Origin of the sequence: Pseudomonas sp. B707, from assembly GCF_022496685.1 — a bacterium.
Lineage (GTDB): Bacteria > Pseudomonadota > Gammaproteobacteria > Pseudomonadales > Pseudomonadaceae > Aquipseudomonas > Aquipseudomonas paraglycinae.
In genome coordinates this window covers 414,130-427,793 of record NZ_WTVE01000033.1, presented here as the reverse complement: position 1 = coordinate 427,793, position 13,664 = coordinate 414,130, and the positions used below count along the sequence as shown (strand labels likewise).

Genomic DNA, 13,664 nt, shown 5'->3' with positions numbered 1-13,664 from the left:
ACGAAGATGGAGATTAGTCCTACATATCCCTCGGAAAGTTATCCGTAGTCTGGCGACCGCTTCAGTTCCGGCTCGCAACTCGTTTGAGTCGGACGCTCGTTCCTCACGGAATGTAATCGAGTAGGACTCAACCATGTCGCCCAAATTGAACACCCCGTTTCAGAAAACCTCGATCAGCTTGGGAATTTTGTCCCTGCTGCCCCTATTGATGAATTCGCCGCTCACCCAGGCGGGTACCGTTCCGGCGGGTACCATGCTTGCCATTGACGGCACGACGCCGGTGCAAATCTGGCAACTTCAAGACAACGCCATCCTGAATGCCACCAATGCCACGACACTGGAAATGAACAGCAATCCCGGTGGCCTGATCAATCTGACGGGCTCGAATGTCAACGCCGCAGCGGTCTCGGGGATTTCACTGGTCAACGCCAGCGCAACTCTGGACAACTCAACGGTTAACAATGCCACTGGCATCGGCATTTCGGCAGTACGCAATAACAACAGCGTAGGCGGTTCAAGCGTGACGCTGCGTAATGGCTCAGGTGTTCAGGGCTTGACGGGGGGCATTGCGGGCAACCGATTCAGCGTCATCAGTCTGCAAAACTCCACCGCCGAAGGCACTGGTGCGAACAGCTTCGGGATCAGGATGCTGGAAGGTTCACTGTCGGCCACCGGCAGTACGATTAGCGGCGGTCTTAATGGCGTGACGGTTGGCACTGACACTCAGGTGAACGCCGTTATCCCGACCAAAATAATTCTGGACGGCACTCGTGTCGAAGGCCAGACCGGCTCGGCACTGGTGGTCGGCATCAACGCGCCGAATTTCCCGACAGTGGCAGACATCGAAGTGCGTAACCGTTCGACGCTGGTGGCCGGCAACAACACGTTGCTTGAAGTCCGACAAGGTGCTTCGGCTGGATTCCTCGTCGAGAACAGTGACCTGACCGGTAACGTCACGGTGGTTTCGGGCAGTTCCGCGAATGTCACGTTGCAGAACAATGCGTCGCTGACCGGTGATCTGCAAAACGTCACGACCGCGGTGTTGAACAATCAGGCGCGCATGACCGGCAATGTGCTCGGTGCTTCGAGTGTGGCGCTCGACAACGGCTCGACCCTGACCGGCAATCTCGGCAACGTCGCCACGGTGACGATCAACAATCAGAGCGTCATGAACGGTGACGTCAATGCTTCTGCCAATAGTGCTTCGAGTCTGACGCTGGACAATGCTGCCACGCTCACCGGCCAGGTGAACAATGTCGCCAATTTTGCGATCAACAATCAGGCGCTATGGCAGATGACCGGCAGTCAATCGGTGAACAATCTGTCGCTGGGCAATGGCGGCACGGTAGGTTTCGGCACTCCTCAGCAATACTTTCAATTGAACGTCGCCAACCTGTCGGGCAACGGCACGTTCCGGATGGGCACCGACTTCAATCAGGGTCTCAGCGATCTGCTGAATGTCACGCGCAGTGCTTCCGGCTACCATCAGTTGCTGGTCACCAGTTCCGGTCTTGATCCGGTCAATGACTCGTCCATCAAAGTGGTGCAGAGCGTGGCGTCAGGCGCGCAGTACGGCCTGGTGAACAACCGTGTCGACGTAGGCGCATTCACTTATCTTCTGGTGAAGAAGGGAGATGACTGGTTCCTGCAACCGGACAAGACTGTTGTCAGCACACCGACACGCGCCGCATTGGCCATTGCCGGTACAGCCCCGACAGTGACCTATGGCGAAACGGTTCTGCTGAACAACCGCATGGGTGATTTGCGGGTCAATGGCGGGCAAACGGGCGGATGGGTGCGCTCTTTCGGCAGCCAGTACAGCATCAGTAACAATGCTTACGGAAATGGTTACAAACAACGACAGTATGGTTTCTCGATGGGCGTCGATACGCCGGTGCAAATCGCCGGCGAGCGTGTACTGCTCGGTGTGTTTGCCGGTTACAGCAAATCCGATCTGGATTTGAGCCGCGGCAGCTCCGGGGAAATCGGCAGCACCTCACTCGGTCTTTACGGCACCTGGCTGGGCGACAGCGGTTACTACCTGGACACGGTGGCCAAGCTCAATCACTTTCGCAACAAGGCCGACGTGATGCTGAGTGACAACACCAAAACCAAAGGCAGTTACAACAGTCTGGGTGCAAGCGCGTCGGTGGAGTTCGGCAAGCATATTGAGTTCGCGGATGGCTATTACATCGAACCGTTCACCCAATGGCAGGGAGCCTCGGTGCAAGGCAAGGATTTTCGTCTGGACAATGGTCTGAGTGTCGACGCTGATACAACCCGTTCCATGCTGGGCAAGGCGGGCCTGAACTTAGGGCGAGGCATGAAACTGGCGGATGGCAGTGTCCTGCAACCCCACGTGCGGGTGGCTGCCGTACATGAGTTCGTCAAAACCAACGAAGTGCGGGTCAACGACAACAAGTTCAACAATGATCTTTCCGGCACGCGCTTCGAAGTGGCCGCCGGCGCATCCTGGACCCTGAATGACCGCTGGCAGCTGCACGCGGAGCTGGACACCAGCAAGGGCGACAACGTCACCAAAGACTTCGGTGTGAACATGGGGGCGCATTACAGGTTTTGAGGGAACGGAAACTAAAAAGGGAAGCGATGGCTTCCCTTTTTTGTGCCTGCGGCTGCATCACTTCAAGACTTGAAAACCTCCCTTCAACTGGAAGGTAGTGCCATCGGCGTTCTCCAGCGTCACATTGAAATCGGCCGCGACATTCTTTTGATCGCTCGCAGGCTTGATCTCGATGTCACCTGAAATGCCTTCACTGATCGCAGTGCCGTCTTTATAGCTGACGGCTACGTCAGAGCGGCTGGTCAAGACATGTTTCCCGATCGGGAAACCATCGGGGACGATCAGGGTAAGTTCACGTGCCGGGTTTGTTTTGGCTTTCGTGCCCGAAGGTGGCCGATCAATGGCGGTTATCTCTACCGCGTCGATTTTGTCAGGGCCGACCTTTTTGGTTTCAATCAGTCGGGAAGAGGCAGTGAAGTCCGCGACAGGGGCTCCACCGTTGGCGAAAGCTTTTGCGGTCACAAAATTACCGGGGGCAAAACTGGTGCGTCTGATCACAGCGTTCATGAATTGGATCTCCGTTCACTTTGGGGAAGTATCCAAAGGCCATTGGGCCCTAACTCTGGATGCATCATAAAAGCGCGATTCAGGCGATCTGTACACTGTCAGACTTGACAGGTTACAGCCCTTGAAATCTGTGAGCGAATAGCCACTGACGCCAGCCCTCAGCCAAACAATCCGGCGGCGATGTTGATCGAGAAACCCAGAATCGCTGTGTTGAATACGAAACCGATCAGCGACTGCGCCAGCACGATCTTGCGGATCTCCCGCGTGGCCACGCCGACATCCGCCGTCTGCACCGCGACGCCGATGGTGAACGAGAAGTACAGAAAGTCCCAGTAATTGGGCGTCGTCAGGCCTTCGGCAAAGCGCAGCGCCGGCTCTTTGCCGTCCCAGGTGTAAAACAGCCGGGCGTAATGCACGCAGAAAATCACCCCGATCAGCAGCCATGAGCCGATGACCGTCAGTGCGGTAAAACCGTAGTGCATCAATTTGTGGTGGGTATCCAGATCCTTGCTGCCGACAAGTTCCAGGGTGATGGCCGCCAGGCTGGCCAGCGCCGCAATACACACCACGAACAGCACCAGCCCGGCGTTTTCATCTTCGACGACGGCGATCTGCTTGACATCCGGCGCCTTGGCACGGGCGGTGAGCCAGAGCATCAGCGACAGGTAAGTCCAGACCCCGGCGTTCCAGCCGATGAGGATTTTGCTGATGATGGAATCGGCAGGTACCAGCAGACCGACGGCGAGGCCGAGCAGGAACGCGGCAGAGAGGCGAGGGTGGGTGCGGGCGAGGAAGCGCATGGGCGGCTCTTTGTTAACGGCGTCGAGCAAACCATAGCATGGGTGTGGGTGCTGGCTGGCGCGGAGGACTGCAAAAAGAAACCTTGTGACTCTGTCAGCATCGACAAGAAGCTCAAGGTTTTTATGTTTCAGAAGGATGGGCGGGAAGCTGGATCAATTACGGATCTGAAGCTTGCCTTTGGAGACTGTCACAGTTTTTGGAACAGCATCACCGTTCTGGCCGAGGAAGTCGAACTCGGCTTCAATTTTTCCCTTCTCCGAGCCGGCAACAGGGAAGCTGAGAAAGGTGACTGTCCCTTGAATCGCCTGGTAAAAAGGATTGATACCAACCGCGAGTTTTTCCACGAAAACCGCTCTGATCAGACTGACATCCGTACTCAAGTCGTAGGGGGTATTCAAACTGGCGGTTTGCACCACATTCAGAACAATACTCAGACTACGTTGAGGACGACTCGGGCCATCAATCCACCATTCTCCCCTGGCTGACCAGGCCTCTTGTTTGAAAAGTTGATCGTATTGAGCCGTGAGGAGAACCGTTTCTGCCGTGTAGCTATCCTTCACTGGCGGCTCCAGGCCATCGACGTCAGCGGTCAAGCTACCTTCGGACACTGGTTGAGCAGCACTCATGGTTTTGCTCTCCCTTGGTCGTTCGGCACCAGATGCAGTTCTCCGTTGACAGTCACTTTCTCCTTTCCATCCTGCGACACCGCAACGAAGTCAAACGTTGCCATGGCTTCATCTTTAGCGGCGTCCACGGTGACAGTGACTGTGCCGCTTTGCGCAAGGAAAGGCGCCTCGACAGAGCTTGATGTACTTTTCCACCAGCTGCCTGACGCTTGGCGATCAGGATCGGCGAAATCGAAGGTCTGGTTTTCCATATCGCCCTTGTTTATGAAATTCAGGGCAATGTTTCTGCGTTCATTCGGCGATTGCACCAACGAGGCCCACCCCTGAAGGGAGCGGCCCATACCCAATGAGTAGAACTTTTCTTCTGCGTTAAAATTCCGGAGTTCGGGATCGCTCGTGGTGGCTGTGAATTTGCCATCTGCATTGCCCTTTACATTCGTCATGAGAAGCTCCTGATTCAAGTCAAACCGCTAAGTCAAACGTGACAGGAGCTAGCCTAAGTTTTTGGAGCAATTGGCGAACCTGTCAACTTTGACAGGTGTAAAAACCGATCGACTTATAGCGAAACTTCATTTTTTGCCGGCCCATCGGGTTACGGCTTTCACCACCACCACAAAAAACACCGGCACAAAAATCACCGCCAACGTCGCGGTAATCATCCCGCCAATCACTCCGGTACCGATCGCCTGCTGGCTCGCCGAACTTGCGCCGGTGGCAATCGCCAGCGGCACCACGCCCAGAATGAACGCCAGCGAAGTCATGACAATCGGCCGCAACCGCAGGCGCGCTGCTTGCAGCGTGGCGTCAATCAGGTCATGCCCTTCGTCATAAAGACTCTTGGCAAACTCGATGATCAGGATCGCGTTCTTCGCCGACAGGCCGATGATGGTGATCAGGCCGACCTTGAAGAACACGTCGTTGGGCATCCCGCGCAAAGTCACCGCCAGCACCGCGCCGAGTACGCCCAGCGGTACAACCAGCAACACCGATGTTGGAATCGACCAGCTTTCGTACAACGCCGCCAGGCACAGGAACACGATCAGCAGCGACAGCCCGAGCAGAATCGGCGCCTGACTGCCGGACAAACGTTCCTGCAACGACAGACCAGTCCATTCCTGACCCAAGCCTTTCGGCCCCTGAGCGACCAGCCGTTCGATTTCCGCCATGGCTTCGCCGGTACTGTGGCCGGGTTTAGGCTCGCCGGAAATCGAGATCGCCGGGTAGCCGTTGTAGCGGGTCAGCTGCGCCGGGCCCTGGGTCCATGTGGCTTTGACGAACGCCGACAGGGGCACCATTTTTCCGGCGTCGTTGCGCACATGCATTTTCAGCAGGTCATCGACCTGACTGCGACGGTCACCTTCAGCCTGCACGACAACGCGTTGCATCCGCCCCTGATTGGGGAAGTCGTTAACGTACGAAGAGCCAATGGCGGTGGACAGCACGTTGCCAATATCGGCGAACGAAACCCCCAGGGCATTGGCCTGCTTGCGATCCACTTCCAGCTGCACTTGCGGTGCTTCGGCCAGCGCGCTTTCACGCACGTTCATCAGGATCGGGCTTTTCTCGGCGGCTTCCAGCAGTTGGGTGCGCGCCTCCATCAAGGTCGCATGACCGAGGCCGCCGCGATCCTGCAGGCGGAACTCGAAGCCGCTGGATGTGCCGAGGCCATCAACGGGTGGCGGCAGTACGGCAAAGGCCACTGCGTCCTTGATCTGGCTGAGGGCGATGTTGGCGCGGTCGGCAATCGAACTTGCCGAGTCGTCGCCGCCACGCTGCGACCAGTCCTTGAGCGTGGTAAACGCCAATGCGGCGTTCTGCCCGCTGCCGGAGAAGCTGAAACCGAGAATCACAGTGCTGTCGCCCACGCCCGGCTCGCCGGCGTTGTGCGCTTCGATCTGCTCGACCACCTGCACCGTACGGTTCTTGCTCGCGCCGGGCGGCAGTTGAATGTCGGTGATGGTGTAACCCTGATCCTCGACCGGCAGGAACGAGGAGGGCAGGCGCGCGAAGCACAGGCCCAGACCCACCAGCAGCACAACGTAAATCAGTAGATAGCGACCGGTGCGTTTCAGTGCGTAACCGACCCAGCCCTGATAACGATCCGTCAATTGTTCGAATCGGCGGTTGAACCAGCCGAAGAACCCGGTTTTCTCGTGATGTTCACCCTTGGCAATCGGCTTGAGCAAAGTGGCGCACAGTGCCGGGGTCAAGGTCAGGGCGAGGAATGCCGAAAACAGGATCGAAGTCGCCATCGACAACGAGAACTGGCGATAGATGACGCCCACCGAGCCCTGCATGAACGCCATCGGAATGAACACCGCCACCAGCACCAGGGTAATGCCGATGATCGCGCCGGTGATCTGGCTCATCGCCTTGCGCGTTGCCTCTTTCGGTGAAAGGCCTTCGGTGGCCATGATCCGTTCGACGTTCTCTACCACCACGATGGCGTCGTCCACCAGAATGCCGATGGCCAGCACCATGCCGAACATGGTCAGCACGTTGATCGAGAAACCCAGCGCCAGCATCGTCGCAAAAGTACCCATCAACGCCACCGGCACCACCAGCGTCGGAATCAGTGTGTAGCGGATGTTCTGCAGGAACAGGAACATCACCGCGAACACCAGCAGCATCGCTTCGCCGAGGGTATAGATCACTTTGGTGATCGAGACCTTCACGAACGGCGACGTGTCGTAGGGGATCTTGTATTCCACGCCGGCCGGGAAGTAGCGCGACAGCTCATCCATCTTTGCCCGGATCAAGGTCGCGGTGCTGAGGGCGTTGGCGCCCGGCGACAGTTGTACACCGACGGCGGTGGACGGCTTGCCGTTCAGACGGGTGCCGAACTGGTATTCCTGGCTGCCGATCTCGACCCGCGCCACATCCTTGATGCGTACTGTAGAGCCGTCCGGGTTGGCCTTGAGCACGATGTCGGCGAACTCTTCCGGCGTCGACAGTTGTCCCTTGACCAGAATCGTCGCGGTGATTTCCTGAGTGCTCGGGTTCGGCAGATCGCCGATGCTGCCTGCCGAGACCTGGGCATTCTGCGCAACGATGGCGGCGTTGACATCAGCCGGCGTCAGGTTGAAACCGATCAGCTTCTGCGGATCGACCCAGATCCGCATCGCCCGCTCGGCACCGTACAACTGGGCCTTGCCGACGCCGTCGATGCGCTTGATCTCGTTCATCACGTTGCGCGCCAGGTAATCGCTGAGCGCTACGTCGTCGAGTTTGCCGTCGCTGGAGGTCAGGGTGATCAGCAACAGGAAACCGGCGGAGACTTTCTCCACCTGCAAGCCCTGCTGATTGACCGCTTGCGGCAGGCGCGACTCGACCACTTTCAGGCGGTTTTGCACGTCAACCTGCGCCAGTTCCGGGTTGGTACCCGGCTGGAAAGTGGCCTTGATCGTCGCGCTGCCGAGGCTGCTCTGCGATTCGAAATACAGCAGATGATCGGCGCCGTTGAGTTCTTCTTCGATAAGGCTGACCACGCTCTCGTCGACGGTCTGCGCCGAGGCGCCCGGGTACACGGCGTAGATTTCGATCTGCGGCGGCGCGACGTCGGGGTATTGCGCCACCGGCAATTGCGGGATGGCCAGCGCACCGGCCAACAGGATGAACAACGCGACGACCCAGGCGAACACCGGGCGGTCGATAAAGAACTGCGGCATAGAAGAGCGTCCTGCTTACTGACCAGAGGTCTGGGCAAGTGGAAGAGGGGTGTCGTCGATCTGCACCACTTCGCCCGGACGGGCGTGTTGCAGGCCTTCGATGACAATGCGGTCGCCGGCCTTCAGGCCGCCGGTGACGATCCAGCGGTCGTTCTGCACAGCGCCAAGCTGAACCGGCTGCTGGGCGACGCGCATCTGATCGTCGATGGTCAGCACTTGGGCCACGCCGGCGCTGTCACGTTGTACTGCGCGCTGCGGCACGGTGAGGCCGTGTTGAATCACGCCTTGTTCCAGGCGCACGCGAACGTAGCTGCCGGGCAGCAGATCGAGATCCGGGTTGGGAAACTCGCTGCGCAGGATGATCTGGCCAGTGCCCGGATCGACGGTGATGTCACTGAACAGCAATTTGCCTGGCAGCGGATAAAGGCTGCCGTCGTCCTGGATCAGCGTGGCCTTGACCTGATCCTGGCCGACCTGCTGCAACTGGCCGGACCGGAATGCCCGGCGCAGTTCGTTGAGTTCGCGGGTCGACTGGGTGAGGTCGGCGTGGATCGGGTTCAGTTGCTGGATCAGCGCCATGGGCGTGGTTTCGTTCTGGCCCACCAGTGCGCCTTCGGTCACCAGCGCGCGACCAACGCGGCCGGAAATCGGCGCGGTGACGGTGGCGTAACCAAGGTTCAACTTCGCGCGCTCGACGGCAGCCTTGTTGGCGGCCACGTCGGCGGCAGTCTGCCGGGCATTGGCGCGGGCGTTGTCGTAATCCTGTGCGCTGATGGCCTTGTCGTCGATCAACTGGGCGTAGCGCTGTTCCTGCAGTTTTGCCTGGAACGCGTTTGCCTCGGCCTTGCGCAGGGCGGCTTCGGCGCTATCGAGGTCAGCCTTGAACGGTGCCGGATCGATGCGGAACAAAACATCGCCCTTTTTCACGTCGCTGCCTTCGCGGTAGGTGCGTTGCAGCACGACGCCGGCGACCCGGGCGCGGACTTCGGCAATGCGCGGCGCGGCAATCCGCCCGCTGAGTTCGCTGCTGATCGACAGGGGGCGCGCCTCAAGGGTTTCGATCCGCACGGTGGCCGGCGGCGCCTGTTCCTCGGCGTTCGAGGATTTATCACAGGCACTCAGCGTCAGCGCCAATGCGATCAGGCCGAGCCCGGCCAGCAGATTCTTCGACATGTACAACCCCCAATATTGATCTGCGCATCCTACGGACAGTCGCCGAGGGTAGCGGTGAAGCTTTGTAGGCGCTGTGTGAAATTGTGTAAGGGTTTTGCTCCGGGACGAGTGAGGGCGTATATCCTTTACGCCTTGATATTTATTGCGACAGATAAAGCATCGCGAGCAGGCTCGCTCCCACAAGGGATTGCATTCCAAGTGTGAGAGCGAGCCTGCTCGCGATAGCGGACGATGGGTCGCCACTGTATTTCTGGATCACCTCAATGCCCAACATTCTTCTGGTCGAAGACGACACCGCCCTCGCCGAACTGATCTCCAGTTACCTCGAACGCAACGGTTACTCCGTCAGCGTGATCGGCCGCGGCGACCATGTGCGCGAGCGGGCGCGGCTCAATCCGCCGGATCTGGTGATTCTCGACCTGATGCTGCCGGGCCTGGATGGCTTACAGGTCTGTCGATTGCTGCGCGCCGACTCGGCAACGCTGCCCATCCTGATGCTCACCGCTCGCGATGACAGCCACGATCAGGTGCTGGGCCTGGAAATGGGTGCCGACGATTACGTCACCAAACCCTGTGAGCCGCGCGTCCTGCTGGCGCGGGTCCGGACTTTACTGCGGCGCAGCAGCCTCGGCGAGCCGATGACCGCCAACGACCGGATCCTGATGGGCAATCTGTGCATCGACCTGTCGGAACGCACGGTGACCTGGCGCGAGCAACCGGTCGAGCTGTCCAGCGGCGAATACAACCTGCTGGTGGTGCTGGCCCGTCATGCCGGCGAAGTGCTGAGCCGCGACCAGATCCTGCAACGCCTGCGCGGCATCGAATTCAACGGCACCGACCGCTCGGTGGACGTGGCGATTTCCAAGCTGCGGCGCAAGTTCGACGACCACGCCGGCGAGGCGCGCAAGATCAAGACCGTGTGGGGCAAGGGTTATCTGTTCAGCCGTTCCGAGTGGGAATGCTGATTCGATGTTCAGAATCCTGTTTCGCCTCTATCTGGTGACGATCGTTTCCTACAGCGCGGCGATCTATCTGGTGCCGGATCTGGTGGTGATGGCGTTCAAACAGCGATTCGTCACCTACAACCTCGACTATTCCCGTGGCCTGCAATCGCTGATCACCAAGCAGTTTCGCGCGGTGCCGCAGGATCAGTGGCCGGCGCTCGCGGCATCGATGGACAAGGATTTCCAGCCGCTGCACATCGTCCTTGCCCGTATTGACGACCCGGACTTCACCGCCATCGAGCAGGAACGTCTGCGGCGCGGCGAAAACATGGTGCGGGTGGGCGACTGGGGCTGGCGCACGCTGGCGGTCACGCCGCTCAACGACGAAATGGCAGTGCAGATGGTGGTGCCGCCGGATCCGATGGACGTGAACCTGTTGTACTGGAGCATCAACGTGCTGATCGGCGCCAGTCTGCTGGCGTGCCTGTTGCTCTGGTTTCGCCCGCACTGGCGCGATCTGGAACGCCTCAAGGGCACGGCCGAACGTTTCGGCAAGGGCCATTTGAGCGAGCGTACGCAGATCGGCGCGAAATCCAACATCGGCAGCCTGGCCAATGTGTTCGACACCATGGCCGGCGATATCGAAAACCTGCTCAACCAGCAGCGCGATCTGCTCAACGCCGTGTCTCACGAATTGCGCACGCCGCTGACACGCCTGGACTTCGGCCTGGCGCTGGCGCTGTCCGATGACTTGCCGCAAGCCAGCCGCGAACGCCTGCAGGGGCTGGTCGCGCACATTCGCGAACTGGATGAATTGGTGCTGGAGTTGCTGTCCTACAGTCGCCTGCAGAATCCGGCGAAGTTGCCGGAGCAGGTCGAAGTGTCGCTGGACGAGTTCATCGACAGCATTCTGGGCAGCGTCGATGAAGAACTGGAATCCCCGGAAATCGTCATCGATGTGCTGCTGCACAATCAGCTGGAACGCTTCTCCCTCGACCCGCGCCTGACGGCCCGTGCGATTCAGAACCTGCTGCGCAACGCCATGCGCTACTGCGAGAAACGCATTCAGATCGGTGTGCAGGTCTGCCCGAAAGGCTGCGAGATCTGGGTGGATGACGACGGCATCGGCATTCCGGAAGACGAGCGGGAGCGGATTTTCGAGCCGTTCTATCGACTGGATCGCAGTCGCGATCGGGCGACCGGCGGGTTTGGCCTGGGACTGGCGATCAGCCGGCGGGCGCTGGAAGCGCAGGGCGGGACGTTGACGGTGGAGGGTTCGCCATTGGGCGGGGCGCGTTTCAGGCTTTGGCTGCCAACCCCGACCTGATGATCGCTGAGGTCCCACCCAGAGCGCTGATCGTTCCCACGCTCTGCGTGGGAATGCCGCCCAGGACGCTCCGCGTCCTTTGTGACGCAGAGCGTCACCGTATGCATTCCCACGCGGAGCGTGGGAACGATCAGCAAGTGGGTCAAAGCAGTTCAGTGGACTGGATCAACCCAACCCCAGCTACCTGCATCCGCTCGATCGCCGACGCCAGCGAGCCGTTCAAATCAATCGCCCGGCAAGCATCCAGCACCACAAACGCATTGAACCCCGCCGCCCGTGCATCCAGCGCGGAGAACATCACGCAGAAATCCAGCGCCAGGCCAACCATGTACACCGTGTCGACCCCGCGTTCCTTCAGATAACCGGCCAGACCCGTGGTCGTGACGCGATCCGCTTCCAGAAACGCCGAATAGCTGTCGATGTCCGGGTTGCAGCCCTTGCGGATGACCAACTGCGCGTGGGGCAGATCGAGTCCCGAGTGAAACTCGGCACCGCGTGAACCCTGAATGCAATGATCCGGCCACAGCGTCTGCTCACCGTACGGCAGTTGAATCACGTCGTAAGGCTGGCGGCCTGGATGGCTGGAAGCAAACGAAGCATGCCCGGCCGGGTGCCAGTCCTGGGCAATGACCACTTGCTTGAACTGCCCGGCGAGCCGGTTGATCAGCGGAACGATAAGGTCACCTTCGGGCACGGCCAACTGGCCGCCGGGAATGAAGTCGTTCTGCACGTCGATGACCAGCAGGGCTGTGCGTGGCGAAATCGGCATAAATCCATCCTTCTTGGAAAATCACCCGAGCAGCATAGTGACAAAATTCTTTAAACGTTCAGCCGGGTCTTAAACATTTTTGCCATGTCCTCCAGCTCGGAAGCCGGGTGGTGGCCGATCAGCATCCAGGCGTGTTCGCGTTCGGTCCAGTAAACCACGTTCATCCCGTGCCGGCGTTCATGGGCCAGCGGCTGGCTGCCGCTGTTGGTGCGCGTGACGCATAGCGCCAGCGGGCCGTGGGTGGCGTCGAGCCAGGTCATCTGGGCGATGGGCACGCCGTCATACTCGAGCAATTGCGCGCGTTTGAACTGTGCGCCCGGCAGTTTCAGTTTCGCCGGCGACAGGCTCACGCCCAGCCGCGCATCGACGGTTCGCAGCTGCGCCAGTTGCGAGGCTTCGTCGGTGGGCAGATGTTCGAGGGTCTGCGGCACATACAGCGCCATGTAATCGCCCACCAGCTCGCGCCAGTTGTGCGATTGCTGCGTTTGCCAGGCCAGGAGCAAGCGGTCCGCCGCGACACCTGCGAGCGCCACGCCCGCTGCTGCGGCGCCGATGAACCAGCGCCGGCTGAAACCGGGCTTCTGCGGTGACGGCGCGGCATCGAGCCGGGCCTGCAAACGGTCGAGCGGCGCCTGTTGGGCCAGTTCGTCGTAGGCAGCCTTGAATGGCAGGTTGCTGCGACTCAGCCATTGCACGCGCAAACTCAGCAGCGGATCGTCGGCGATGAGGCTGTCGAGTTGGCTGCGCTGTTCGCGGTCAAGTTCATCGTCCAGATACGCCACCAGTTGCTCGTCGGAAGGCGCATTCATTGCCGGTCTCCTGCGGGGCTGTTCGGTACCGCTTGCAGCGGCGGGTATTCGGCCAGTTTCAGGCGCGCGGTGGCCAGCCGGCTCATGACCGTGCCGATCGGCACTTGCAGGATCTCGGCGACTTCGCGGTAGGACAGGCCCTCGACGTAGGCCAGATAAACCGTTTCGCGCTGGGTTTCCGGCAGCGCATCGACCCGGCGGATCACCTGTGCCGCCATGACGTGGGTTTGCGCGGCGTATTCGCCATCGAACGTCAGCTGGCTGTCGGCGTCCGTCACACCCTGGCCCTGGCGCACCCGGCGGGCGCGCACTTCGTTGAGCCAGATCGAATGCAGAATGCTCAGCAGCCAGCGATCCATACGGGTGCCGGCCAGGTACTGGCCCGAACGTTCGAGCGCCCGCACGCAGGTGGCTTGTACCAGATCCTCGGCCACGTGCCGATTGCGCGACAGCAGCAAG

General features: G+C 59.8%; 12 protein-coding genes. 3 read left to right on the top strand and 9 right to left on the bottom strand.

The genetic code is table 11. From position 1 onward, the window contains the following. Positions 1–253 precede the first annotated feature (253 nt). Positions 254–2,581, top strand: coding sequence for an autotransporter outer membrane beta-barrel domain-containing protein (locus GQX66_RS24165; protein WP_240871878.1), 2,328 nt, complete (start codon positions 254–256; stop codon positions 2,579–2,581). A 57-nt stretch (positions 2,582–2,638) separates the two neighbouring features. Here GQX66_RS24165 and GQX66_RS24160 read toward each other — a convergent pair whose 3' ends face one another. From GQX66_RS24160 to GQX66_RS24135, 6 genes are all read right to left on the bottom strand, one after another. Further along, the gene (locus GQX66_RS24160) at positions 2,639–3,088 is read right to left on the bottom strand and encodes a hypothetical protein (RefSeq protein ID WP_085745563.1); all 450 of its coding nucleotides are present in this window, start codon (positions 3,086–3,088) and stop codon (positions 2,639–2,641) included. A gap of 158 nt (positions 3,089–3,246) precedes the next feature. Next, the gene (locus tag GQX66_RS24155; protein ID WP_236190644.1) at positions 3,247–3,888 is read right to left on the bottom strand and encodes a DUF1345 domain-containing protein; all 642 of its coding nucleotides are present in this window, start codon (positions 3,886–3,888) and stop codon (positions 3,247–3,249) included. Between the two features lie 153 nt (positions 3,889–4,041). Further along, entirely contained in the window at positions 4,042–4,515 is a 474-nt protein-coding gene (locus GQX66_RS24150) for a hypothetical protein (RefSeq protein WP_240871877.1), read from the bottom strand. Then, a complete protein-coding gene (locus GQX66_RS24145; protein ID WP_240871876.1) occupies positions 4,512–4,958 on the bottom strand; it encodes a hypothetical protein in 447 nt (148 codons plus the stop codon). Before GQX66_RS24145 ends, GQX66_RS24150 begins: the two co-directional genes overlap by 4 nt. Before the next feature lie 126 nt (positions 4,959–5,084). Continuing rightward, positions 5,085–8,183 carry an efflux RND transporter permease subunit gene (locus GQX66_RS24140; protein WP_240871875.1) on the bottom strand — a complete coding sequence of 1,033 codons (3,099 nt, stop codon included), beginning with the start codon at positions 8,181–8,183 and terminating at the stop codon, positions 5,085–5,087. Positions 8,184–8,198: 15 nt separating this feature from the next. Continuing rightward, the gene (locus GQX66_RS24135; protein ID WP_102688061.1) at positions 8,199–9,356 is read right to left on the bottom strand and encodes an efflux RND transporter periplasmic adaptor subunit; all 1,158 of its coding nucleotides are present in this window, start codon (positions 9,354–9,356) and stop codon (positions 8,199–8,201) included. A gap of 263 nt (positions 9,357–9,619) precedes the next feature. Between GQX66_RS24135 and GQX66_RS24130 the strand changes: the two genes are divergently transcribed. Then, positions 9,620–10,321 (top strand): response regulator transcription factor, encoded by a 702-nt coding sequence (locus GQX66_RS24130; RefSeq protein WP_007960391.1) that lies wholly within the window; start codon positions 9,620–9,622, stop codon positions 10,319–10,321. Between the two features lie 4 nt (positions 10,322–10,325). Then, complete coding sequence (locus GQX66_RS24125) at positions 10,326–11,627, top strand: ATP-binding protein (RefSeq protein ID WP_240871874.1); 1,302 nt, start codon at positions 10,326–10,328, stop codon at positions 11,625–11,627. Positions 11,628–11,769: 142 nt separating this feature from the next. Here the strand turns inward: GQX66_RS24125 and pncA are convergent, their stop codons facing one another. Genes pncA through GQX66_RS24110 form a run of 3 tightly spaced genes read right to left on the bottom strand, consistent with a single transcriptional unit; the run spans position 11,770 to position 13,660 of the window. Then, the gene (pncA, locus tag GQX66_RS24120) at positions 11,770–12,396 is read right to left on the bottom strand and encodes a bifunctional nicotinamidase/pyrazinamidase (RefSeq protein WP_102688062.1); all 627 of its coding nucleotides are present in this window, start codon (positions 12,394–12,396) and stop codon (positions 11,770–11,772) included. Positions 12,397–12,446: 50 nt separating this feature from the next. Then, positions 12,447–13,205 (bottom strand): twin-arginine translocation signal domain-containing protein, encoded by a 759-nt coding sequence (locus GQX66_RS24115; protein WP_240871873.1) that lies wholly within the window; start codon positions 13,203–13,205, stop codon positions 12,447–12,449. Beyond that, positions 13,202–13,660, bottom strand: a complete 459-nt coding sequence (locus GQX66_RS24110) for a sigma-70 family RNA polymerase sigma factor (RefSeq protein ID WP_240871912.1) — start codon at positions 13,658–13,660, stop codon at positions 13,202–13,204. Before GQX66_RS24110 ends, GQX66_RS24115 begins: the two co-directional genes overlap by 4 nt. Between the last annotated feature and the right edge of the window lie 4 nt (positions 13,661–13,664).

Excerpts from the sequence above, each read along its gene's own strand:
- GQX66_RS24165 (WP_240871878.1), top strand. The coding sequence starts at position 254 with ATGCTTGCCATTGACGGCACGACGCCGGTGCAAATCTGGCAACTTCAA.
- GQX66_RS24160 (WP_085745563.1), bottom strand. The coding sequence starts at position 3,088 with ATGAACGCTGTGATCAGACGCACCAGTTTTGCCCCCGGTAATTTTGTG.
- GQX66_RS24155 (WP_236190644.1), bottom strand. The coding sequence starts at position 3,888 with ATGCGCTTCCTCGCCCGCACCCACCCTCGCCTCTCTGCCGCGTTCCTG.
- GQX66_RS24150 (WP_240871877.1), bottom strand. The coding sequence starts at position 4,515 with ATGAGTGCTGCTCAACCAGTGTCCGAAGGTAGCTTGACCGCTGACGTC.
- GQX66_RS24145 (WP_240871876.1), bottom strand. The coding sequence starts at position 4,958 with ATGACGAATGTAAAGGGCAATGCAGATGGCAAATTCACAGCCACCACG.
- GQX66_RS24140 (WP_240871875.1), bottom strand. The coding sequence starts at position 8,183 with ATGCCGCAGTTCTTTATCGACCGCCCGGTGTTCGCCTGGGTCGTCGCG.
- GQX66_RS24135 (WP_102688061.1), bottom strand. The coding sequence starts at position 9,356 with ATGTCGAAGAATCTGCTGGCCGGGCTCGGCCTGATCGCATTGGCGCTG.
- GQX66_RS24130 (WP_007960391.1), top strand. The coding sequence starts at position 9,620 with ATGCCCAACATTCTTCTGGTCGAAGACGACACCGCCCTCGCCGAACTG.
- GQX66_RS24125 (WP_240871874.1), top strand. The coding sequence starts at position 10,326 with ATGTTCAGAATCCTGTTTCGCCTCTATCTGGTGACGATCGTTTCCTAC.
- pncA (WP_102688062.1), bottom strand. The coding sequence starts at position 12,396 with ATGCCGATTTCGCCACGCACAGCCCTGCTGGTCATCGACGTGCAGAAC.
- GQX66_RS24115 (WP_240871873.1), bottom strand. The coding sequence starts at position 13,205 with ATGAATGCGCCTTCCGACGAGCAACTGGTGGCGTATCTGGACGATGAA.